The sequence below is a fragment of the Pantoea sp. X-Soil-OKNW-713 genome (assembly GCF_059730685.1).
This window is the reverse complement of record NZ_AP035996.1, coordinates 145,614-165,907: the sequence shown is the minus strand read 5'-3', so window position 1 is coordinate 165,907 and position 20,294 is coordinate 145,614. Positions and strand designations below refer to the sequence as shown.

Sequence of the window (20,294 nt, the reverse complement as noted above, 5' to 3'; positions counted from 1 at the left end):
ATGGTAGCCCGTTGCACTTTGCCTGCCATGTTAATTTTTTGTTGTTATTCTTGTTACCCGTATCACATAAAGTAAAAAACATAAAACCTGAAACAGATCCCGCAATTGTCTCATCCCGGCCCGCTTCCTATAACTAACCGTCGATTGACCCTTAGCGATATAAAGACAGGCGGGACTCTTTATGCAAACAAGCTTAACGATAAAAGAAAAAATCAGTTACGGACTGGGCGATATGGCCAGCCATATCGCGATTGATAACGTCATTATTTTTCTCACGTTTTATTACACCGATGTGGTGGGGCTTCCGGCGGTGTTTGTTGGCACGCTGTTTTTACTGGCGCGTGTCGCCGATGCGGTGATCGATCCCGCTATGGGCATGGTGGCGGATCGCACCCGTTCACGCTGGGGACGATTTCGTCCGTGGCTGCTGATGCTGGCGGTGCCGTTTGGTGTGAGCTGCATGTTGATTTACGCCGTGCCGGAAAGCCTGTCGCTGACGGGAAAAATGATTTACGCCGCGGCGACCTACAGCCTGATGATGTTGATGTATACCGCCATCAATATTCCTTATTGCTCGATGGGGGCGATTATCACCGCCGACGATACCCAACGTATCTCATTACAATCGTGGCGCTTTTTCCTCGCCACCCTCGGCGGCGCGATGTCCACCTTTTTGATGATCCCGTTAGCCACCTGGCTCGGCGGTGGTAACAAACTGGAGGGCTATTTCGCCGCCATGTCGATTATGGCGACGCTGGCAACCCTGATGTTTTTTATCTGCTTTCTGAATACCCGTGAGCGCGTCAACGCGCCCGCCAGCCACGGCCACTTTCTTGCTGACCTGCGTGATTTGTTACGTAACGATCAGTGGCGCATTGTGGCTCTGCTGGTGTTCTGCAACATCTCATTCGGCGTCGTGCGTCTCGGTGCCATGATGTACTACGTCACCTATTTTCTCGGTAACGCCAGCCTGTTTATGTGGCTACTGGCGGCACACATTGTCGGCAAAAGCGTTGGTAGCGTGCTGGCAAAACTGTTGACGCGCAACGTAAGCAAAATCACCGCCTTTACCCTCAGCGCCATCGTCACCGGCGTGTTAAGCATCAGCATCGTGTTTCTGCCCGGCAACCTTGTGCTGCTGGTGGGCATGACCTTTATCGTCTCCAGTTTCTATCAGGTCACTACCACGCTGATGTGGGTAATGATGTCGGATGTGGTTGATTACGGTGAATATCGTCAGGGCAAGCGCCTCGACGGCACCGTGTTCTCGACGCTGCTGGCGGTGTTGAAAATGGGGATGGCAATCAGCGGGGCGATCGTCGGCTGGACTCTCGGCCTGAGCGGTTATGTTGCCCAGGCCGCACATCAGCAACCCACCGCAATGATGGCCATCGTCGCGCTATTTTCAGTCATCCCTGGCGTGCTGGCGTTATGCAGCGCGCTGGCGATGCGCGGTTACAAACTTACCGACGCCACCATGCGAACCATCAATCAAAACAAACTGGCAGCACAGCCCGCCACGACCGGCCCCACCGTGCTGCAACCACAGGAGTTGTCATGAGCGAATTACGCGCCGAATCCCAGCGTATTATCTGGACCTTTGACCGTCAGACCCTGGTTATCGAACCCTGGGGGGCAAATAGCCTGCGGGTACGTGCGACCTGCCAGGCGGCACTGATTGACAACGACTGGGCCTTGTTAGCGCCAACGCCTTGCGAGGTAGACATCCAGCGCGAGCCTGAATCGCTGCGTATTCGTAACGGCAATATCACCGCCGTGGTCAATATTCGTGGTCAGTTGGCCTTTTACAACCAACACGGTGAACTGTTGCTGGAAGAGTTCTGGCGTCAACGCAGCACCGTCGGCATAGGTGCGACCGAAAAGAGCCAGGACAAGTACATCAGCGCATTGAAACTGGACGCCCGCACCTTCCGCCCGATTCCCGGCGGGAAGTATCAGCTCAGCGTGCGCTTTGAAGCGCGGCCAGAAGAGAAAATTTACGGCATGGGCCAGTACCAGCAGGATTGTCTGGATCTGAAAGGGTGTACGCTGGAACTGGCACAGCGCAATTCGCAGGCCAGCGTGCCGTTTATGGTTTCCAGCCTCGGCTATGGCTTGCTGTGGCACAATCCGGCAATCGGTGAAGTGACCTTCGGCAAGAACGGCACGCGCTGGCAGGCCGAGGTGACGGACCAGATGGATTACTGGATCACCGCAGGTGATACCCCGGCGGATATTGTGCGCCAGTATGGCCGTGCCACCGGCACCGCACCAATGATGCCGGGCTTTGCTACCGGTTTCTGGCAATGCAAGCTGCGCTACCGCACCCAGCAGGAAGTGCTGGAGGTGGCGCGTGAATATCGTCGCCGTCAGTTGCCCCTTTCGGTCATCGTTATCGACTTTTTCCATTGGCCGAATCAGGGGACCTGGTGTTTTGATGTCCGTGACTGGCCCGATCCACGGGCGATGGTAGCAGAACTGAAGGCAATGGGGATTGAAACTATGGTTTCGGTCTGGCCAACGGTGGACAGCCGCAGTGAAAGTTATCGTCTGATGAAATCCAAAGGCCTGTTGGTAAACAGCGAGCGCGGCGTCTCGGTGAACCTGGATTTTATGGGCAACACCACCTTCTTTGATGCTACCCATCCCGCCGCCCGCGAGTTTGTCTGGCAGGAAGTGAAGCAAAACTATTACGACCACGGGATTCGCACTTTCTGGCTGGATGAGGCTGAGCCGGAATACCGCGCCTACGATTTTGATAACTATCGCTATCATCTCGGTCCGGTACAGGAAGTGGGCAATATCTATCCGCAACTGTTTGCGCGTGGTTTTTATGAGGGGTTGCAACAGCAGGGGGAAAACGAAATCGTCAACCTGGTGCGCTGCGCCTGGGCAGGTAGCCAGCGTTACGGCGTGCTCGCCTGGTCGGGTGATGTTCACTCCTCCTTCCACGCGCTGCGCAATCAGTTCACTGCCGGACTGAATATGGCGATGGCCGGTATTCCGTGGTGGACCACCGATATCGGCGGCTTCCAGGGCGGCAACATTCACGATCCGGCGTTTCACGAATTGCTGATTCGCTGGTTCCAGTGGGCGGTGTTCTGCCCGGTGATGCGACTGCACGGCTACCGCGAACCGCAGATTGAACCAGCCGAAGCCTGGCGTGACGGCATTGCACAGTGCAACAGCGGCTCGCCCAATGAGGTGTGGAGTTACGGCGAGGAGAATTTCGCCCTGATGAAAAGTTGCCTGCTGCAACGTGAACGGCTGCGCCCCTATATTGACGGGCTGATGCGCGAAGCCCATGAGCTGGGCGATCCGGTGATGCGCCCGCTGTTTTATCACTATCCTGAGCAAGCCGAGAGTTGGCAGGTGGAAGATCAGTATCTGCTGGGCCGCGATCTGTTGGTGGCCCCGGTGCTGCACGCAGGGCAGCGTGAACGCGATCTCTGGTTACCGGCTGGCGATCAGTGGATTGCGCGCAATGGCGAGCGTTACCAGGGTGGACAGCGTATCACCGTTGCCGCCCCGCTCAGCGCCATTCCGGTGTTTTTACGCGTCGGCGGCAGCGCTGACGTGCTCGAAAACCCATAGCGCAATAAATCGCGCCGCTACCGTGCGTAGCGGCGTGATTTATCACACGTATTTTTACTCACCGCCGCTACGGTTTTTCCGCCAGCTTCGTCAACACCGCACGCCAGCTAAACGGCACCACATCCAGGTAACGCAGATGATGGGCGCTAAGCTGGGCCGGTAGATCGGCCTGCACATGACGGATAGCCTGACTGAGGGTGCCCGCCAGTCCGACATCCTGAAGCGTTTTCACCACTTCCTGCATCTCTTCGGCACGGCGCACGCCGTGTTCTGCCACCCGGCTGATCAGATAATCTGGCAGCTCTGCCTGCCATCCCAGCGACGGGAAACTGGCATGCAGCGATTCCAGCACCGCGTCTTCCACGCCATAACGTTGCGCTGCGCCGAGGCACTCGGTGGTTAACGCTTCCAACCCTTTAATCATCACGCTGCGACACATCTTGATGGCAGAAACCGCACCGATCTCTTCGCTGGCGGCGCGCGCCTGACATCCGAGTTCACTTAACTGCGCGGCAATCTGCCTCGCCTGCGTGCCGCCGAGTAGCAGTGGCGTCGCGAGCCGTTTTGGCGGAACCGGGGCCATCACCGCCACATCGATATAACGCCCCGCCCCCTGTGCCACGGCTCGCGCCGCCGCGCGTTTCGTCTCCGGTGCTACGGAGTTGAAATCCAACAGGGTTTGCCCCTCGCGTAACAGCACGGCAGCCTGTTCGGCGACCGCTAACGCGTTACCGGCGGTCACCAGCGACAGCACCAGCTCCGCCCCTGTCAGCGCCAGCGCAAGGTTGCCCGCAGGCTGTACACCAACCTGTTCGGCCTGCGCCTTCAGCGCATCACCTTCCGCACTAAGAAACTTTTTGTCCCACACCTTCACCTGTGCGCCCTGGCTTGCCAGGTCCTGCGCATAGATCCGTCCGGCCTCACCAAAGCCGATAATCGCGATGTTAGTCATTGACCTTCCCCTGCCAGAGTGAACCCGGTACCGCTACCGCACCGATAAACAGCAGTCGGGCGGTGCGAATCAAACCGCTGCGGATAACGTTGCCGGCTTCATCACGCTGCAACATCACGCTGAATTCGCCACTCGGATGTTCCACCGCCAGCCGTTGTTCACGGCCCGCCTCCAGACGCGCAATGCCCTGCGCAACCGACCCCGGGATCAGACAAGCCGTTGCCACGCTCACTGCGCCCAGCACCCCGATGGAGGCGTGGCAGCGATGCGGAATAAAGGTGCGCGTCGATACGCAGCCGCCGTGATTCGGTTCGGCTATCAGCGTCATTTTTGGCACGGTACGCGCAGCAACATCGCCCAGATTCATCCGCGGTCCGGCCTGTAGACGGATCGACTCCAATCGCGCTTTGAGTTCGTCATCATTATCCAGTTGTTCGCGGCTTTCACGCCCGGTACGCCCGAGATCGGCAGCACGTACCAGCACCACCGGCATACCGTTATCGATACAGGTCACGGCGACACCGGCAAAGTGATCCTGCGCCTGGCCGGTAGGCAGCAGTGCGCCACAACTCGAACCGGCGATATCGGTAAAATTCAGCACCTGTTGCGCCGCATAACCCGGAACGCCATCAATCTGAACATCGCCTTCATACTCGACCGCGCCATCCGGCGTGGAGAGTTGCGCTTCGGCGATCTGCCCGGTATTGACCATAAAAATGCGCACGCGCGTTACCGCACCCTGGACCGCCACCACGCCTTTCTCGATGGCAAACGGGGCCACCGCCGCCAGAATGTTGCCGCAGTTCTGCCCGTAATCAACCAGCGCTTTATCGACATTCACCTGGGCGAACAGGTAATCCACATCGGCATCTGCACGGGTTGACGGCGAAATGATCGCGACCTTGCTGGTCAGGGGATCGGCACCGCCGATCCCGTCGATCTGACGTGCATCAGGCGAGCCCATCACCGCCAGCAGCACCCGATCGCGCAATGCCGGGTCGGTTGGCAAATCCTGCGCCAGAAAACAGGCAGCTTTCGAGGTGCCGCCACGCATTAACACACAGGGGATCAGCGTCTGTTTCATAGTTAGCTATTCTTCAGTTCAGCCAGCGTTTCGACATAGCGCAGTCCCTTCGCCGCCAGTTTTTGTCGCATCTGATAGATATCCAGTCCCAGCTCACCTGCGGCCAGCCGCTGGCGTTTGCTCTCCTCCACCTCAATGCGCTGCGCCGCCGCCTGCGCAACGGCCGGAATGTCGGCACGGGGAACAATCACCACACCGTCATCGTCAGCCACCACTACATCGCCAGGATGGACTAACTGACCGGCGCAGATCACCGGCACATTGACCGAACCCAGCGTCTCCTTGACTGTGCCCTGCGCATAAACCGCGCGTGACCAGACCGGGAATGCCATTTCACGCAAGGTTTGGCTATCGCGGATGCCGATATCCCCCACCAGCGCGACCACGCCTCGCGCCTGCAACGAGGTCGCCAGCAGATCGCCAAAGAAGCCGTCATAGCAATCTGAGGTGGGAGCCACCAGCAACACGTCACCGGGCTGGCATTGTTCCACCGCAACGTGGAACATCCAGTTATCCCCCGGCGATACCAGCACCGTCACCGCGCTGCCCGCTATGGTGGTGCCCTGCTGCACCGGACGGATGCGCCTGTCCAGCAAGCCCTGACGCTGCTGCGCTTCGTGTACCGTCGCCACGCCGAAGCGCGCGAATTGCGCGATCAACGCCGCATCGGCACGCTCGATATGCCGTACCACCACGCCTTTCTGATTGACATCACTCATGCCAGATCCTCCGTCACGCGCGGGAACAGGCTTTGATAACCCTCACCGTGGCTGAGTACGCGTGAGGAAGCGATACCGACATTACGTTTTGCCTGCACGCCACGTTGCAGCGCCACGCGGGTGTAGTACTCCCACAGGTGCTCCTGACCGGCCATGCATTGAATCGCGGCGTATTTCTTTTCCCACACCGAGGTGATGTCCAGCAGCACGTCCGGTTTCCAGTGGCACTGCTCGGGCTGATGCGGTTCAAAACAGTAAACCGGCGGGGCGCCAATAATCGGTTCTCCCGGACGGTAACCCTCCGCCTGGGCAATGATGCGTGCTTCCTGGGTCAGATTGGCCGCCAGCGGGTGGTCATAGTTATAGGGATCAGCCACAGAATGGGTCAGGACAAAGTGCGGCTGAACCTTGCGGAACACATCAGCCAGACGGAAAAGCGTCTCTTTATCGGCACGCAGCGGGTAATCACCAAGATCAAAAAACTCAATCGAGGCACCGAGGATGTCTGCGGCTGACTGCGCTTCGCTGCGCCGGTTCGCTTTGACGATCTCCTCCGTCATATTGCCTTTACGCCACAGTTTGGCGGATTCACCCCGTTCGCCAAACGAAAGACAAACCACATGCACGTCATAGCCACGTTCAGCGTGCAGCGCGATTGCGCCACCCGCGCGCCAGACGAAATCGGCGGAGTGAGCACTGACGACGAGGGCACTTTTTTTAGCGGTGTTTTCCATCTTGTATTCCTGCTGTTGCGTTTTTTTTCATCCTGACATGCAGCCATCCGCGCGAATAATGCCTTTCATTGCGCGAGCTATGATTTTTATTTATGTTGTGATTTTGATCGCCGCAGGACGTGAGGCTGAACCGAAAATGACCCAGCAAGATAATGATATTAAAATCATGCAACTACGTGCTTTTTGCATGATTGCAGAACGCGGTACGGTGTCAGAGGCTGCGGAGAAATTATTTCGTACCCAGTCGGCGATCACCCGTTCTATTCGTGATCTTGAACACACTTTAGCGATGCCGTTGTTTGAACGTCATGCCAGCGGCATGCTGCTGACCGAAATGGGAAAATGCGTGTTGCCGCGTGCCCAGCGCGCGATCAACGAATTGCAGCACATTCCCGCGGCGCTGGCACGGCTGAAACAACGCGACCACCAGCGGGAAGAGGCAGAACCGATTTGGTTATTTAATGTGCGACGCCTTCAGGTGTTTCTCCGGCTGTATCGCCTGCACCATACGCAAAGCGTGGCGAACTCTCTCAACATCAGCCAACCAGCGGTGAGCGCCGCCCTGAAGGTGCTGGAAAAGGGTGCCGGACTGACGCTGTTTCAGCGCACGCCAAAAGGGATGATGCCTTCTACCGCGGCGCGCGAGATGGCCCCCTTTATCAGTCGCGCGCTGAATGAAATCCGTCATATCCCGGAAGATCTCGCCGCTGCAACCGGGATTTTGCGTGGCACGGTGCACGTTGGCGCGCTGCCGCTGTGCCGCAGCACCCTGCTGCCGCTGGCGATAACCCGGCTGGTGGCGGCGCATCCGGGCATTAAAGTGGTGACCAATGAAAGTGCCTTCGACGCCTTAATTACCGAGCTGCGCGCCGGGGATATTGATTTCATTCTTGGGGCATTACGTCAGGACGAGCAGGTGTTGGATATCCACAATCAGGTGTTGTTTGCTGAATCGCTGGTGCTGCTGGTAAGGCCCCAGCACCCTCTGGCGGGACGCACCCTGACGGCCAACGATTTGGCTGATGCGCAGTGGATATTGCCGCGCGATAACACCCCTTCCCGTCACCTGCTGGACGCGGCCTTCGCGGCGTTGGGAATGGCCGCCCCCACCCCGGTGGTGGAGAGCGGCGATCTGGCGATTGTGCGCGGTCTGCTGCTAAATTCCGACATGATAGCTGCCGTTTCCTCGCACCAGTTGGAGTACGAACTGCAAGCCGGAATTTTGCAGCCGCTGACGTTTGCCTTACCGGACACCCGCCGCGAGATTGGCTTAACCCTGCGCCAGGGCGCACTGCATGCCCCGGCGGCTGAAGCGCTGATTCAATACATTGTTGAGGTGGCATCGTAGCGGCGCGATTTATCGCGCGGGTTTGCCGACATCATGCACAGCATCGCGCAATAAATTGCGCCGCTACGGTTGTGTTCGGCCCGTTGCGGCGCGGTTTGCCGACATCGCGCACAGCATCGCGCAATAAATTGCGCCGCTACGGTTGTGTTCGGCCTGTTGCGGCGCGGTTTGCCGACATCCTGCACAGCATCGCGCAATAAATTGCGCCGCTGCGGTTACGTTCTGCCCGTTGCGGCGCGGTTTGCCGGCATCGCGACGCGACGAGCGGGTTACGACTCCACTTTGTTAATCCCCAAACGTTTCATCCGCGAAAGCAAGGTGGTTCGCTTGATGCCCAGACGCTGGGCTGCACCACGCGGTCCGGCCACCACGCCATTCGTCTCACGCAGCACCCGCATAATCAGCTGATATTCATCCTCTCCTTCGCGCGGCTCGGTGACGGGCGCGGCGATTTTTTTGGCGGCCGGAGTGTCCAGCATTTCCGGCAGCGACAGGTGCAGCACATTGCCGCGCGTCATCAGCACCGCCCTTTCAATCACATTCTCCAGTTCCCGCACATTTCCCGGCCACTCCATGCGTCGCAGCATACTCAGGGTTTCCGCGGGAATGCTGTCAATATTACGATTCAGGCGGTGAGCGATTTTGAAAGTGAGCGATTTCACCAGCAGCGGGATATCTTCCGGTCGCTCACGCAATGGCGGTAATCGGATGGGAAAAACGTTCAACCGATAGTAAAGGTCGTTACGAAATTCACGGTCAGCCACCATTTGCTTCAGGTCACGGTTAGTCGCCGCAATCAGTCGCACATCGACCGTTTGCAATTTGTTGCTGCCAAGGCGTTCAAACTCCTTTTCCTGTAACACGCGCAGCAGTTTCGGCTGCAACTCCAGCGGCATATCCCCCACTTCATCAAGGAATAACGAGCTTTTATCCGCCAGTTCAAAGCGACCAATTCGCTGGGTATTGGCCCCGGTAAAGGCCCCCCGTTCGTGACCAAACAAATCGCTTTCCAGCAGCCCGGCAGGCATCGCGGCGCAATTCATTTTTACCATTCGCCGACGATTGCGTTGGCTCTGGTTGTGAATGGCGCGCGCAATCAACTCCTTTCCGGTGCCGGTTTCGCCAAGGATCAACACCGTGCTGTCGCTGGCAGCCACAATCTCGACCTGTTTCAGCACATCGATCATCACTTCGCTGCGGCCAATAATTTCACCAACATCAGGGCTCCCGGCATTGATCGACTCCGTGGCCCACGAACCTTTATCCGTCAGGCTCTCCTTTAGCCGATTGATTTCCTGCCATGCCAGCGCATTATCGAGCGCAATCGCAATGCGTTCAGCGATTTGATGCAACAACTCAAGGTTGGCGGCGCTAAAGCCCCGTTCACCGCATTGCGCCAGCTTCATCACCCCCAACATATTGTCGCCAAATTTCAGCGGCATCAGGCACAACGTCTGCGCCTGATTATCCCAAAGCTCCAACAACCTGCGCTCATAGGAGGCCGCTTGTTGCTGCGGGTAAAGATTCAGCAACAACATTTCACCACTGGCAAACACCTGTTCGGAGAGCGTGCCCGCTTCAGGCACTTCACTCAGATCATGGATAGGTGACGCTTCATCGACAAAATGGGTGGAATAAATGGTGAGCCACGCTTTACGGCTGCTGCGCACCACGATGCTGATGGAATCAATGGCAAAGTGGTGATGGATTTCACGCGCGGTTTCCTGCATCACCTCGTCAAGATCCAGTTTCGACAGCACTGCATTGGTCACCGCCACCAAAATGCGAAAGTCATCCCGTTCACGACTCAGCACCTGGCAATGGTGATCGATATCCTGGGTGCTGCGAATCTGCTGGGCGCACAACCCCACCACCTGCGTCAGCGTATGCAGACGTTCCAGCTCCTTCTCGCTCCAGCCCTTGTTGCTGTCGCGAATAAACTCACAGCCACCAAAGATCTCACCACTGGAAACCAGCGGTAGCAGGCAGTAGCGCCCAAAAGGTGCGTAAAGCGGCAGGCTAGCCACTTGCGGCCAGGTCGCCTCAAATTCACGCCAGGGACAAATCAGCGCTTCAGGACGGGAAAGGATGCGTTGCATCGGTCCCGTCGCCAGTAAGCTCTGCTGATCCGGCGTGAGCGTCTTATCTCTGCCATAAAAACTGACTTGCCGGTGTTGCGGATGATAAAGCAACACATTCACGCGGTCCGCCAATGCCCCTTGTTTAACCAAGCGGGTCAGGCAATCAGCAAGCGCACTAAAATCGGGCTGTTGCAGCAGAGTCTGGGTGATATCAAACAATCCCTGCTGCCCGATATCGCTCATCGGGGTATATGCCATGTATGTCGTCCATTGAAAGACCTCCCGCTAAATATGGAGGTGAGTCCATCGTCCAATATTGATGAGAATTAAAGTTTATGTGGTTTTCTTTCGGGGAGACCAGGCATAGATCAACAAATTCGTGGCAAGGGTTCTGCATGCGGGAGTTCCAGGCTACGTCTGACGCCATAAAGTCCGTTCATTCTGACGCCGGGCTTTTCAGTCACGATGCCGATAATTGCGGCACGCTCACCCAAAGGATGGCGCTGCAATGCAGCGACGACTGCCGGTGCCGCTTCGGCTGAAGCCGCTATCAGCAGTTTTCCTTCATTGGCAAAATTCAGCGCATCCAGACCTAACAATTCGCAAACACCTCGCACCGCCGGGGAGAGCGGTAGCTGACTTTCGTGGATTTCCATCCCGCAGTGGCTGGCAGCGGCGAACTCATGCAGCACCGCATTGACGCCACCGCGCGTGGCATCACGTAACGCCTTCACGCCGCTGATGCCGACCAACGGCGCAATCAACGTGGACAGTGGCGCGCAATCACTTGCCAAATCCCCATCCAGCCCCAGCTGTTCACGCAAATTGAGGATTGTGGCTCCGTGGTCACCCAGGGTGCCACTGACGATCAACACATCGCCAACGTCAATCTGTGCCGCGCCCCAGCGTAATCCGGCAGGAATCGCGCCAAGACCGGCGGTATTGATGAATAGCTTATCGACCGCGCCACGCGGCACCACTTTGGTGTCGCCGGTAACGATGCTGACCCCCGCGTCTCTGGCCGTCTGCGCCATGCTGGTTACCACGCGTTCCAGCGTCACTAACGGCAGCCCCTCTTCAAGGATAAAACCACAGGAAAGCCAGCGCGGCTGCGCGCCACTGACGGCAATATCGTTGACCGTGCCGCACACCGCCAGCTTGCCGATATCCCCGCCGGGGAAAAACAGCGGATCGATAACGTAGCTGTCGGTGGAAAATGCCAGCCGATCCCCTTTGCCGGTCAGCTCGCTTAACCCCAGCCGCGCCTGATCTTCCTGCTCCGCCAGCCAGGGATTGTCAAACGCCTGGAGAAACAGGTCGGCGATCAGTTGCTGCATCATTCTGCCGCCACTGCCATGCGCTAATTCAATTGATTTCATCATTCACTTCCTGACTTCTGTACTGATACCAGGCCGCGCAGGCCCCTTCCGAGGAGACCATCAGCGCACCAAAGGCGTTTTGTGGATTGCAGCCCTTGCCGAACATCGGACATTGATGCGGTTTACAACGCCCGGTGAGCACATCGCCACAACGTGCGCGCGGGTCGTCACTCACCTGCTGCTGCTGTGGCCGGAACCTGACCTCCGCATCATAGGATTGATACGCCTGCGTCAACTGAACACCGGATTCCGCAATCACCCCCAGTCCGCGCCATTCAGACGCCCCTCGGAGGCAAAAAACCTCGCGCATGGCTTGCTGCGCCAGCAGGTTTCCCTCATCCGGCACCACACGTTTGTATTGATTCTCCACCCGGCTTTGCTGCTTGATTTTTTGCTCCACCAACATCAACACGCCCTGCAATAAATCCATCGGCTCGAAACCCGCCACCACCAGCGGCCGCCGGAAATGCCGGGGGATAAACTCATAGGCGGCAGTGCCGATCACCATGCTGACATGACCCGGTGCCAGGAAGGCGTCGATGCGGTTATCCGGCTGCGACAGCAGGCTGCGCAGGGTGGGGATAAGCGTAATGTGCTGGCAAAAGAAGAAGAAATTGGTGACCTGTTGCGCTTTGGCCTGTTGCAGCGTGATGGCTGTGGCGGGCATGGTGGTTTCAAAGCCGAGAGCGAAAAACACCACCTTACGGTGTGGATTGAGACGCGCCAGCGTCAGGGCATCCATCGGTGAATACACCACCCGCACATCCGCCCCCTGCGCTTTGGCCTGCATTAGCGATCCCTGTCTGCCCGGCACGCGTATGGCGTCGCCAAAGGTGCAGAAAATCACTTCAGGATGGCGGGCAATTTCAATGCAGCTATCAATGCGCCCCATCGGTAACACGCATACCGGACAGCCCGGACCGTGGATAAAATCGATGTTGTCCGGCAGCAACTGATCGAGGCCAAAGCGGAAGATGGCGTGGGTATGTCCCCCGCACACCTCCATAATCTGCAACGGATGCTGCGCATCGTAATCCAGCAATGGCGCCCGCTTATGCAGGGTTTCAATCAACTGCATCACGCGGGCGGGGTCGCGATATTCATCAACATAACGCATCAGCCACGCTCCTCACCGTACAGCAAGGCCCCGACATCAGGTTCCATGTCGAACATGTTTTGCAGCGCATCGAGGGTGTCACGCGCCTCCGCTTCATCAATGATGCTCATGGCAAAGCCAACGTGCACCAACACCCATTGGCCCACCGTTGCATCGCCCACCAGCGTTAAATTGACATCGCGCTGCACGCCGCACACATCCACTTTCGCGTCATTACCCTGGCGCTCAACAATCTGGCCCGGAATGCCTATGCACATCGCTCGCTCTCCAGCCAGTTAATCCACGCTTCCATGCCTGCGCCGCTGGTGGCGGAAACCAGCATGATCTGGATATCCGGGTTAACCTCGCGGGCATAGGCCAGACATCGGTCAACATCGAATTGCAGATACGGCAACAAGTCAATTTTGTTGAGCAACATCAGCGAAGCCGCAGCAAACATGTACTTATATTTTAGGGGTTTATCCTCACCCTCCGTCACCGAGAGCAGCGCAACTTTGTGGCGTTCACCCAAATCAAAACTCGCCGGACACACCAGATTGCCGACGTTTTCAATAAACAACACCCCGTTGTCTGCCAGCGGCAGACGCTGCATCGCCGTCTGAACCATTTGCGCATCCAGATGGCAACCTTTGCCAGTATTCACCTGAATCGCTGGCGTACCCGTGGCGCGGATGCGTGCGGCATCATTTACCGTCTGCTGATCTCCCTCGATCACCGCGCAGGGCACCTTGCCCTGTAACCGTTTCAGGGTTTCGGTCAGCAGGGTGGTTTTACCGGAACCAGGGCTGGACACCAGGTTCAGCACCAGTTGACGCTGCGCAGTAAAAGCGGCGCGATTCGCCTGCGCCAGCTGATTATTTTTATCCAGCACATCAAGCTCCAGCTCCAGCATCTTACGCTGGCTGATACCCGGTGCATGGGCTTCGGCCACGCCGTGCCCATAATGCAGATCGCCATGCTCACTGAGGTTGATGCCAGAAATCCGCTGCACCCGACGTGGTGCCGGCGCAAACGGGGCGCTGCGAAACGCCGAATGCGGGTTACGCTCATCGCCTTCGATATACAGGTTGCCTTCACCGCAACCACAGGTACTACACATGATTGATCTCCTGATCGATTTCCAGCCGCTTAATTTGCACGCCATCATCCGCCACGATGCGCAGTTGATGACCGCCACATTGCGGGCACCGTCTGACGCGCTGCGTAAGCAGCGTGATGTACTGCTGGCAATCGTGACACCAGCACTCCGCTTCCTGCTGATGAAGATGAAGTTCACACCCTTCAGCCAGGGTGCCCCGGCACGTCAGTTCAAAGCAGAACTGCATCGCGCTGGTCTCCACGCAAGAAAACGCCCCGACCTCCAGCCAGACCGCAGTGACACGGCGTGCGCCATGTTGCCGGGCGTGGTTATCGATCAGTTCGACTGCGCGTTGACAGAGGGTAATTTCGTGCATGCTGCCTCCTGGGTTCACTGAGGGCTGCTAATGCAAAGACGATGCCAGCGCGGCGGCGTGTCGATGTCAAAGATGACGAAATGACATGTCACTGACGGATTATTCGTGACAGAGATTTATATATTAACTATAAAATTCAATATTTTAAAAACATGGCACGAAATGTGCCTTAGGGGAATATCCGCACAAACAGAGTGATTTAATAATGGATATTAGGGAACTGAGTGACAAAGCAGCCTACATCGCTGATAAGCATCAACGCTTGCAGGCACAGTGGAAACAATACGGTAACGCCTTAGTTCAGGGGATAACCCTGTCAAAAGCCAAACTGCACCACACCATCGCCTGCACACCGGGGGATGAGTTGCGCTTCTTCTTATTTGAACACTTCGTCATTCATATTCAGCCAGGCGAAGGCTTTAACAATCACCGTATCGAGTACTTTCTCGCGCTGCCGGATGACAGCGATAAGATATTGATTGGTCATGCCAATATCGACAATGACGGTTGCATCGACAACACCTTCAGCAATCGCGATCGCGAGAAGGTACTTACCCACTATCTGGAACTGATTCAGCCGATTTACGACAGCCTCTATCTGGCGGTCCATGAAAACACCCCGGTGTCGATGGAACGGCTACAACAAGCCGCCGTGGCGTAAAGAGGTTGAGGGTGTCGAAACTGTCGAAGCGACAGGTTATCGGCATGATTTCGTCATTAATGACGACAGTCACCAGAGGAATCCGTTGGTGAACCGTTTTGTAATCGCTGATTCAACATTATGCATTGGTTGCCATACCTGTGAAGCGGCCTGCGCGGAGACGCACCGGCAACAGGGTTTACAGTCGATGCCGCGTTTAAAGGTGATGCGCAACCGGGACGAATCCGCCCCGCAGTTGTGTCGCCACTGCGAAGACGCCCCTTGTGCCAGCGTCTGCCCGGTGAATGCCATTAACCGTGTGGATGGCGCGGTACAGCTGAACGCTAACCTGTGCGTCAGCTGCAAACTGTGCGGCATCGCCTGCCCGTTTGGGGCTATCGAATTTTCCGGCAGCCGCCCGTTACACATCCCGGCTGACGTCAACAGCCCCAAAGCGCCCGCCGCCCCTGCCGATCCCCTGCGCGTTAGCTCGTTGCTGGACTGGGTTCCTGGCATTCGTGCTGTCGCGGTGAAATGTGATCTGTGCAGCTTCGATGAGCAGGGTCCGGCCTGCGTGCGCACCTGTCCGACGAAAGCGCTGCAATTGATCGACAACACCGATATCGCCAAAGCCAGCAAACGCAAGCGTGAACTCACGCTGGCGGGTGCGCTGGGTGATTTAAGCCTGTTCAGCCAGCCAGAGGCACGTAAATGAATGTTTTTTTTCTGATCCACTGGGCACTGACCGGTCTGATGCTCAGTGCGTTACTGGCGGGCATCACCGCGTTTAACCGGCCCATCAGTGGCGTTATTGCCGGTATCGGTGGCGCGATAAGTTGTGCGTTGCTGCTGGCAGCCAGCGTCCAGGGCCTGCTCGGATTCAGCGCCACCCTGCCGCTGTGGCGCTGGCAGCTACAACTGAATAGTTTTAACAGCATATGGTTAGTGACAGTGTCACTCTGCGGCCTGTTTATCTGCCTGTTTAACGTAAGCTGGCATCGGCATTCTCAGGTTAAAGCCAACGGTTTGCTGGTCAATCTGATCCTTGCCGCTTCGGCTGTTGCTCTGCTCGCCGCTAACCTCGCCACCCTGGTGGCGATGGCCGAAATTGTCGCGCTGGCAGGCTACTTCCTCACCGGCTGTCGTAAATCCGGTCAACTCTGGTTTGCCCTGGGTCGCCTCGGCACGCTTCTGCTGGTCGCTGCCTGTTGGTTGCTGTGGCAACAGTTTGGCACGCTGAGTTTTGACGGATTACGCCTGGCGCTCCAGGGTGCGGCGCTCTCTCCGCTGGTGTTGCTGTTAAGTTTGCTCGGCTTTGGTCTGCTGGCGGGCATTATTCCGCTGCACGGCTGGGTACCCCAGGCGCATGCCAATGCCCCGGCTCCGGCCGCAGCGCTGTTTTCCGCCGTGGTGCTGAAGGTAGGGTTATACGGCATGATCAGCGTTTCACTGATAGCCGACGTGTTGCCGCTGTGGTGGGGGGTACTGGTGGTGGTGCTCGGTATGGTGACCGCCTTTACCGGCGGGCTGTACGCCCTGATGGAGCACAACATCAACCGCCTGCTGGCTTATCACTCGCTGGAAAACATCGGCATTATCCTGCTGGGCGTGGGTTGCGGCTTTATCGGGATTACGCTGCACCAACCGGCGCTGGTGGCGTTGGGGATGATCGGTGGCCTCTACCATCTGTTTAATCACAGCCTGTTTAAAACCACGCTGTTCCTCGGCGCTGGCGCGGTGTGGTTCCGCACTGGACAGCACGATATTGAGAAACTGGGCGGGATTGGCAAGCGTATGCCGCTGATTTCGTTGGCAATGCTGGTGGGTTTGATGGCAATGGCCGCCCTGCCGCCGCTTAATGGCTTTGCCGGTGAATGGGTGATCTATCAGTCATTCTTCCAGTTAGGCAACCAGGCTTCCTTTATCGCGCGTGTCCTTGGGCCGCTGCTGGCGGTTGGACTGGCGATCACTGGCGCGCTGGCGGTGATGTGTATGGCCAAGGTCTATAGCGTCACCTTCCTCGGCGCACCCCGCAGCCCGGAGGCCGAACAGGCCGCCAACCCGCCCGGCCTGATGAATATCACCGTCGTTCTGCTGGCGTTGGGTTGCGTGATTGCCGGTGTCGCTACTCCCTGGTTGCTGCCGTTGCTGCAACATGCCATCCCACTCCCGCTCAACACCGCGCAGACGCTGGTATCGCAACCGCTGATCGCCCTGCTGCTGATTATGACGCCGCTGCTGCCTGTGCTGTTGCTGGTGCTGTTCCGTGGCGATCGCCTGCCGCACCGCACGCGTGGCCCGGCATGGGTTTGTGGCTACGACCACGAAGCAGCGATGGTGATCACCGCATCGGGTTTTGCCCAACCGGTGAGAGCCGCCTTTGCGCCCCTCCTCGCCTTACGCAAACACCTTAATCCGGTGCGATGGGTGCCTGGCTGGCGGGGTGACGGGATCGCCATCACGTTCCGACGTCTGGCATTTATTGAACTGGCGATTTTGCTGATCGCGGTCATCGCCTGAGGAACCACTATGACGACGTTATTTTTTGCCCTTATCCAGGCGTTGGCCTTGTTCCTGGCTGCGCCCTTGCTCTCCGGCATTTCGCGAATGGCCCGCGCGCGCTTGCATAACCGGCGCGGTCCTGGCGTGTTGCAGGAGTATCGGGATCTGTTCAAGTTACTCGGTCGCCAGAGCGTGGCGCCCGCCGCTGCGGGTTGGGTTTTTCGCCTGATGCCGCTGGTGATGGTCGGCGTGATGTTGACCATTGCCACTGCGCTGCCGGTGGTTACCCTCGCCTCGCCGTTGCCGCCGGTTGGCGACCTGATCACCTTGATTTATTTGTTCGCCATCGCCCGCTTCTTTTTCGCCATTGCGGGCCTGGACACCGGCAGTCCGTTCACCGGCATCGGTGCCAGCCGCGAGACGATGCTCGGCGTGCTGGTCGAACCGATGTTGCTGCTCGGCCTGTGGGTGGCGGCTCAGGTGGCAGGCAGTACCCACATCAGCAACATTGCCATGACCGTCCATGCCTGGCCGCTCAGCCACAGTCTGACGCTGTTGCTGGCGCTAGCCGCCTGCGCCTTCGCCACGTTTATCGAGATGGGGAAACTGCCGTTTGACCTGGCGGAAGCCGAGCAGGAGTTGCAGGAGGGGCCACTTTCCGAATACAGCGGCGCAGGCTTTGCCGTACTGAAGTGGGGCATTTCGTTAAAACAGTTAGTGGTGCTGCAAATGTTTGTCGGGGTGTTTTTGCCCTGGGGGCAGATGCACGCCTTTAGCTGGGGTGGAGGGGTACTCGCCGTGGTACTGGCCATCGTCAAACTGATTGCCGCTGCCCTGCTGATCGCGCTGTTTGAAAACAGCATGGCACGCCTGCGGATGCTCGAAACGTCACGTATTACGTGGGCCGGTTTTGGTCTGGCCTTTTTAGCCTTCGTCTCCTTGCTGGCGGCGTAATTGCAGAGAACTTATTTCATGTCTGAAGAGAAAATCGGTCAACACTACCTTGCTGCACTGCACCTCAAGTTCCCCCACGCGGTGCTGGAGGAGAGCTGGCAGACCAAAGATCAAATCACCATTACCGTCAAACTCAACATGCTGCCGGAAATTGTCGAATGGCTGTATTACCAGCAGGGAGGCTGGTTATCGGTGCTATTCGGCAATGATGAACGCCAACTCTGCGGCAGCTATGCGGTTTACTACGTACTGTCGATGGAGAGCGGCACCAAATGCTGGATCACCGTCCGGGTGGCGGTAGACGCCCATCGGCCAGAGTTTCCATCGGTGACGCCACGCGTCCCTGCTGCCGTCTGGGGTGAGCGCGAAGTCCGCGATATGTATGGCTTGCAACCGATTGGGCTGCCGGACGAACGTCGTCTGGTGCTACCGGACGACTGGCCGGATGAACTCTACCCATTGCGTAAAGACAGCATGGATTATCGCCAACGTCCGGCCCCCACCAGCGACAGCGAAACCTACGAATTCATCAATGAACTGGGTAGTAGCAAGAACAATGTGGTACCCATCGGACCGCTGCATGTCACCTCCGATGAACCTGGCCATTTCCGCCTGTTTGTTGACGGTGAGAACATTATCGATGCCGATTATCGCCTGTTCTACGTCCATCGCGGCATGGAGAAACTGGCAGAAACCCGCATGGGATACAACGAAGTCACCTTCCTCTCCGATCGCGTGTGCGGCATCTGTGGCTTTGCCCACAGCACCGCCTACACCTCTTCGGTGGAGAATGCGATGGGGATTGTGGTGCCCGCGCGCGCGCAGATGATCCGCTCGATTTTGCTCGAAGTGGAGCGTCTGCACAGCCATCTGCTGAACCTCGGTCTGGCCTGCCACTTTGTGGGTTTTGACTCCGGGTTTATGCAATTTTTCCGCGTGCGTGAGTTGTCGATGAAGATGGCGGAGATCCTGACCGGCGCACGTAAAACTTACGGGTTGAACCTGATCGGCGGAATTCGTCGTGACCTGATGAAAGACGACATGATACAGACGCGCCAGCTGGCGCAGCAGATGCGCCGCGAGGTCTTTACCCTGACCGACATTCTGCTCAGCACGCCCAATATTGAATCGCGCACCGTAGGCATTGGCCGTCTTGATCCGGGTATCGCACGCGATTTCAGTAACGTCGGTCCGATGGTGCGCGCCAGCGGCCATGCTCGCGACACCCGTGCCGACCACCCGTTTGCCGGTTACGGCCTGCTGCCGCTGGAGGTACATACCCTTGCCGGTTGTGACGTGCTTTCGCGGCTTAAAGTGCGCATCAATGAAGTGTTCACCGCGCTGAATCTGATTGATTTCGGCCTTGATAACCTGCCTGGCGGCCCCCTGATGGTGGAAGGGTTTACCTACATCCCGCAGCGTTTTGCTCTTGGTTTCTGCGAAGCGCCGCGCGGTGACGATATCCACTGGAGCATGACCGGCGACAACCAGAAGCTGTTCCGCTGGCGCTGCCGTGCGGCGACCTACGCCAACTGGCCGACGCTGCGCTATATGTTGCGCGGCAATACGGTGTCCGATGCGCCATTGATCATCGGCAGTCTCGACCCCTGCTACTCCTGCACCGATCGCATGACGGTGGTGGATGTACGCAAAAAGAAAAGCCAGGTGGTGCCGTACAAAGAGCTGGAGCGCTACAGCATTGAGCGCACCCATTCACCGCTGAAATAGTCGGGAGT

At 57.6% G+C, this 20,294-nt stretch carries 18 protein-coding genes; 8 read left to right on the top strand and 10 right to left on the bottom strand.

Annotated elements, in window-relative coordinates; all coding sequences use genetic code 11:
* Positions 1 to 181: 181 nt before the first annotated feature.
* Together AC6I8R_RS21240 and AC6I8R_RS21235 are read left to right on the top strand one after the other, a co-directional pair.
* The gene (locus AC6I8R_RS21240; RefSeq protein WP_415174661.1) at positions 182 to 1,561 is read left to right on the top strand and encodes a glycoside-pentoside-hexuronide (GPH):cation symporter; all 1,380 of its coding nucleotides are present in this window, start codon (positions 182 to 184) and stop codon (positions 1,559 to 1,561) included.
* Complete coding sequence (locus tag AC6I8R_RS21235; protein WP_497832840.1) at positions 1,558 to 3,594, top strand: glycoside hydrolase family 31 protein; 2,037 nt, start codon at positions 1,558 to 1,560, stop codon at positions 3,592 to 3,594. The genes AC6I8R_RS21240 and AC6I8R_RS21235 overlap by 4 nt, the downstream gene beginning before the upstream one ends.
* A 67-nt stretch (positions 3,595 to 3,661) precedes the next feature.
* On the opposite strand, the gene AC6I8R_RS21230 is transcribed toward AC6I8R_RS21235, so the two are convergent.
* Genes AC6I8R_RS21230 through galB form a run of 4 tightly spaced genes read right to left on the bottom strand, consistent with a single transcriptional unit; the run spans position 3,662 to position 7,083 of the window.
* Complete coding sequence (locus AC6I8R_RS21230) at positions 3,662 to 4,546, bottom strand: NAD(P)-dependent oxidoreductase (protein ID WP_497832839.1); 885 nt, start codon at positions 4,544 to 4,546, stop codon at positions 3,662 to 3,664.
* Positions 4,539 to 5,630: a 4-oxalomesaconate tautomerase gene (locus tag AC6I8R_RS21225; RefSeq protein ID WP_415174664.1), complete on the bottom strand. Its 1,092-nt coding sequence runs from the start codon at positions 5,628 to 5,630 to the stop codon at positions 4,539 to 4,541. The genes AC6I8R_RS21230 and AC6I8R_RS21225 overlap by 8 nt, the downstream gene beginning before the upstream one ends.
* Positions 5,631 to 5,632: 2 nt before the next feature.
* On the bottom strand, positions 5,633 to 6,349 hold the full coding sequence (locus AC6I8R_RS21220; protein WP_415174665.1) for a 4-carboxy-4-hydroxy-2-oxoadipate aldolase/oxaloacetate decarboxylase: 717 nt from the start codon (positions 6,347 to 6,349) through the stop codon (positions 5,633 to 5,635).
* The gene (gene galB / locus AC6I8R_RS21215; protein ID WP_415174666.1) at positions 6,346 to 7,083 is read right to left on the bottom strand and encodes a 4-oxalmesaconate hydratase; all 738 of its coding nucleotides are present in this window, start codon (positions 7,081 to 7,083) and stop codon (positions 6,346 to 6,348) included. The genes AC6I8R_RS21220 and galB overlap by 4 nt, the downstream gene beginning before the upstream one ends.
* Before the next feature lie 136 nt (positions 7,084 to 7,219).
* Here galB and AC6I8R_RS21210 point away from each other — a divergent pair, with 136 nt between their 5' ends.
* Complete coding sequence (locus AC6I8R_RS21210; RefSeq protein ID WP_415174667.1) at positions 7,220 to 8,431, top strand: LysR family transcriptional regulator; 1,212 nt, start codon at positions 7,220 to 7,222, stop codon at positions 8,429 to 8,431.
* 269 nt (positions 8,432 to 8,700) lie between these two features.
* On the opposite strand, the gene flhA is transcribed toward AC6I8R_RS21210, so the two are convergent.
* The 6 genes from flhA to hypA all read right to left on the bottom strand — a co-directional run bounded on the left by flhA (position 8,701) and on the right by hypA (position 14,462).
* Complete coding sequence (gene flhA, locus AC6I8R_RS21205; protein ID WP_497832838.1) at positions 8,701 to 10,770, bottom strand: formate hydrogenlyase transcriptional activator FlhA; 2,070 nt, start codon at positions 10,768 to 10,770, stop codon at positions 8,701 to 8,703.
* Positions 10,771 to 10,880: 110 nt separating this feature from the next.
* On the bottom strand, positions 10,881 to 11,891 hold the full coding sequence (gene hypE / locus AC6I8R_RS21200; RefSeq protein WP_415174706.1) for a hydrogenase expression/formation protein HypE: 1,011 nt from the start codon (positions 11,889 to 11,891) through the stop codon (positions 10,881 to 10,883).
* Positions 11,878 to 13,008 (bottom strand): hydrogenase formation protein HypD, encoded by a 1,131-nt coding sequence (gene hypD, locus AC6I8R_RS21195; RefSeq protein ID WP_497832837.1) that lies wholly within the window; start codon positions 13,006 to 13,008, stop codon positions 11,878 to 11,880. Before hypD ends, hypE begins: the two co-directional genes overlap by 14 nt.
* On the bottom strand, positions 13,008 to 13,265 hold the full coding sequence (locus tag AC6I8R_RS21190; protein ID WP_415174670.1) for a HypC/HybG/HupF family hydrogenase formation chaperone: 258 nt from the start codon (positions 13,263 to 13,265) through the stop codon (positions 13,008 to 13,010). Before AC6I8R_RS21190 ends, hypD begins: the two co-directional genes overlap by 1 nt.
* On the bottom strand, positions 13,256 to 14,107 hold the full coding sequence (gene hypB / locus AC6I8R_RS21185; RefSeq protein ID WP_415174671.1) for a hydrogenase nickel incorporation protein HypB: 852 nt from the start codon (positions 14,105 to 14,107) through the stop codon (positions 13,256 to 13,258). Before hypB ends, AC6I8R_RS21190 begins: the two co-directional genes overlap by 10 nt.
* Positions 14,100 to 14,462, bottom strand: coding sequence for a hydrogenase maturation nickel metallochaperone HypA (hypA, locus tag AC6I8R_RS21180; protein WP_208725884.1), 363 nt, complete (start codon positions 14,460 to 14,462; stop codon positions 14,100 to 14,102). Before hypA ends, hypB begins: the two co-directional genes overlap by 8 nt.
* 205 nt (positions 14,463 to 14,667) lie before the next feature.
* Between hypA and hycA the strand changes: the two genes are divergently transcribed.
* The 5 genes from hycA to AC6I8R_RS21155 all read left to right on the top strand — a co-directional run bounded on the left by hycA (position 14,668) and on the right by AC6I8R_RS21155 (position 20,286).
* Positions 14,668 to 15,123 (top strand): formate hydrogenlyase regulator HycA, encoded by a 456-nt coding sequence (hycA, locus tag AC6I8R_RS21175; protein WP_415174673.1) that lies wholly within the window; start codon positions 14,668 to 14,670, stop codon positions 15,121 to 15,123.
* Positions 15,124 to 15,211: 88 nt separating this feature from the next.
* Positions 15,212 to 15,817, top strand: coding sequence for a 4Fe-4S dicluster domain-containing protein (locus AC6I8R_RS21170; RefSeq protein WP_415174707.1), 606 nt, complete (start codon positions 15,212 to 15,214; stop codon positions 15,815 to 15,817).
* Entirely contained in the window at positions 15,814 to 17,622 is a 1,809-nt protein-coding gene (gene hycC, locus AC6I8R_RS21165) for a formate hydrogenlyase subunit 3 (RefSeq protein ID WP_497832836.1), read from the top strand. The genes AC6I8R_RS21170 and hycC overlap by 4 nt, the downstream gene beginning before the upstream one ends.
* Before the next feature lie 9 nt (positions 17,623 to 17,631).
* On the top strand, positions 17,632 to 18,558 hold the full coding sequence (locus AC6I8R_RS21160) for a respiratory chain complex I subunit 1 family protein (protein WP_415174675.1): 927 nt from the start codon (positions 17,632 to 17,634) through the stop codon (positions 18,556 to 18,558).
* A gap of 18 nt (positions 18,559 to 18,576) precedes the next feature.
* Complete coding sequence (locus AC6I8R_RS21155) at positions 18,577 to 20,286, top strand: hydrogenase large subunit (protein ID WP_497832835.1); 1,710 nt, start codon at positions 18,577 to 18,579, stop codon at positions 20,284 to 20,286.
* Positions 20,287 to 20,294: the final 8 nt, after the last annotated feature.

Bases quoted from the DNA above. Each gene is read 5' to 3' on its own strand.
- hycA (WP_415174673.1), top strand. From the start codon at position 14,668: ATGGATATTAGGGAACTGAGTGACAAAGCAGCCTACATCGCTGATAAG.
- hypD (WP_497832837.1), bottom strand. From the start codon at position 13,008: ATGCGTTATGTTGATGAATATCGCGACCCCGCCCGCGTGATGCAGTTG.
- AC6I8R_RS21210 (WP_415174667.1), top strand. From the start codon at position 7,220: ATGACCCAGCAAGATAATGATATTAAAATCATGCAACTACGTGCTTTT.
- AC6I8R_RS21220 (WP_415174665.1), bottom strand. From the start codon at position 6,349: ATGAGTGATGTCAATCAGAAAGGCGTGGTGGTACGGCATATCGAGCGT.
- galB (WP_415174666.1), bottom strand. From the start codon at position 7,083: ATGGAAAACACCGCTAAAAAAAGTGCCCTCGTCGTCAGTGCTCACTCC.
- flhA (WP_497832838.1), bottom strand. From the start codon at position 10,770: ATGGCATATACCCCGATGAGCGATATCGGGCAGCAGGGATTGTTTGAT.
- AC6I8R_RS21235 (WP_497832840.1), top strand. From the start codon at position 1,558: ATGAGCGAATTACGCGCCGAATCCCAGCGTATTATCTGGACCTTTGAC.
- AC6I8R_RS21240 (WP_415174661.1), top strand. From the start codon at position 182: ATGCAAACAAGCTTAACGATAAAAGAAAAAATCAGTTACGGACTGGGC.
- AC6I8R_RS21190 (WP_415174670.1), bottom strand. From the start codon at position 13,265: ATGTGCATAGGCATTCCGGGCCAGATTGTTGAGCGCCAGGGTAATGAC.
- AC6I8R_RS21155 (WP_497832835.1), top strand. From the start codon at position 18,577: ATGTCTGAAGAGAAAATCGGTCAACACTACCTTGCTGCACTGCACCTC.
- AC6I8R_RS21160 (WP_415174675.1), top strand. From the start codon at position 17,632: ATGACGACGTTATTTTTTGCCCTTATCCAGGCGTTGGCCTTGTTCCTG.
- AC6I8R_RS21230 (WP_497832839.1), bottom strand. From the start codon at position 4,546: ATGACTAACATCGCGATTATCGGCTTTGGTGAGGCCGGACGGATCTAT.
- hypB (WP_415174671.1), bottom strand. From the start codon at position 14,107: ATGTGTAGTACCTGTGGTTGCGGTGAAGGCAACCTGTATATCGAAGGC.
- hypE (WP_415174706.1), bottom strand. From the start codon at position 11,891: ATGAAATCAATTGAATTAGCGCATGGCAGTGGCGGCAGAATGATGCAG.
- hypA (WP_208725884.1), bottom strand. From the start codon at position 14,462: ATGCACGAAATTACCCTCTGTCAACGCGCAGTCGAACTGATCGATAAC.
- AC6I8R_RS21225 (WP_415174664.1), bottom strand. From the start codon at position 5,630: ATGAAACAGACGCTGATCCCCTGTGTGTTAATGCGTGGCGGCACCTCG.
- hycC (WP_497832836.1), top strand. From the start codon at position 15,814: ATGAATGTTTTTTTTCTGATCCACTGGGCACTGACCGGTCTGATGCTC.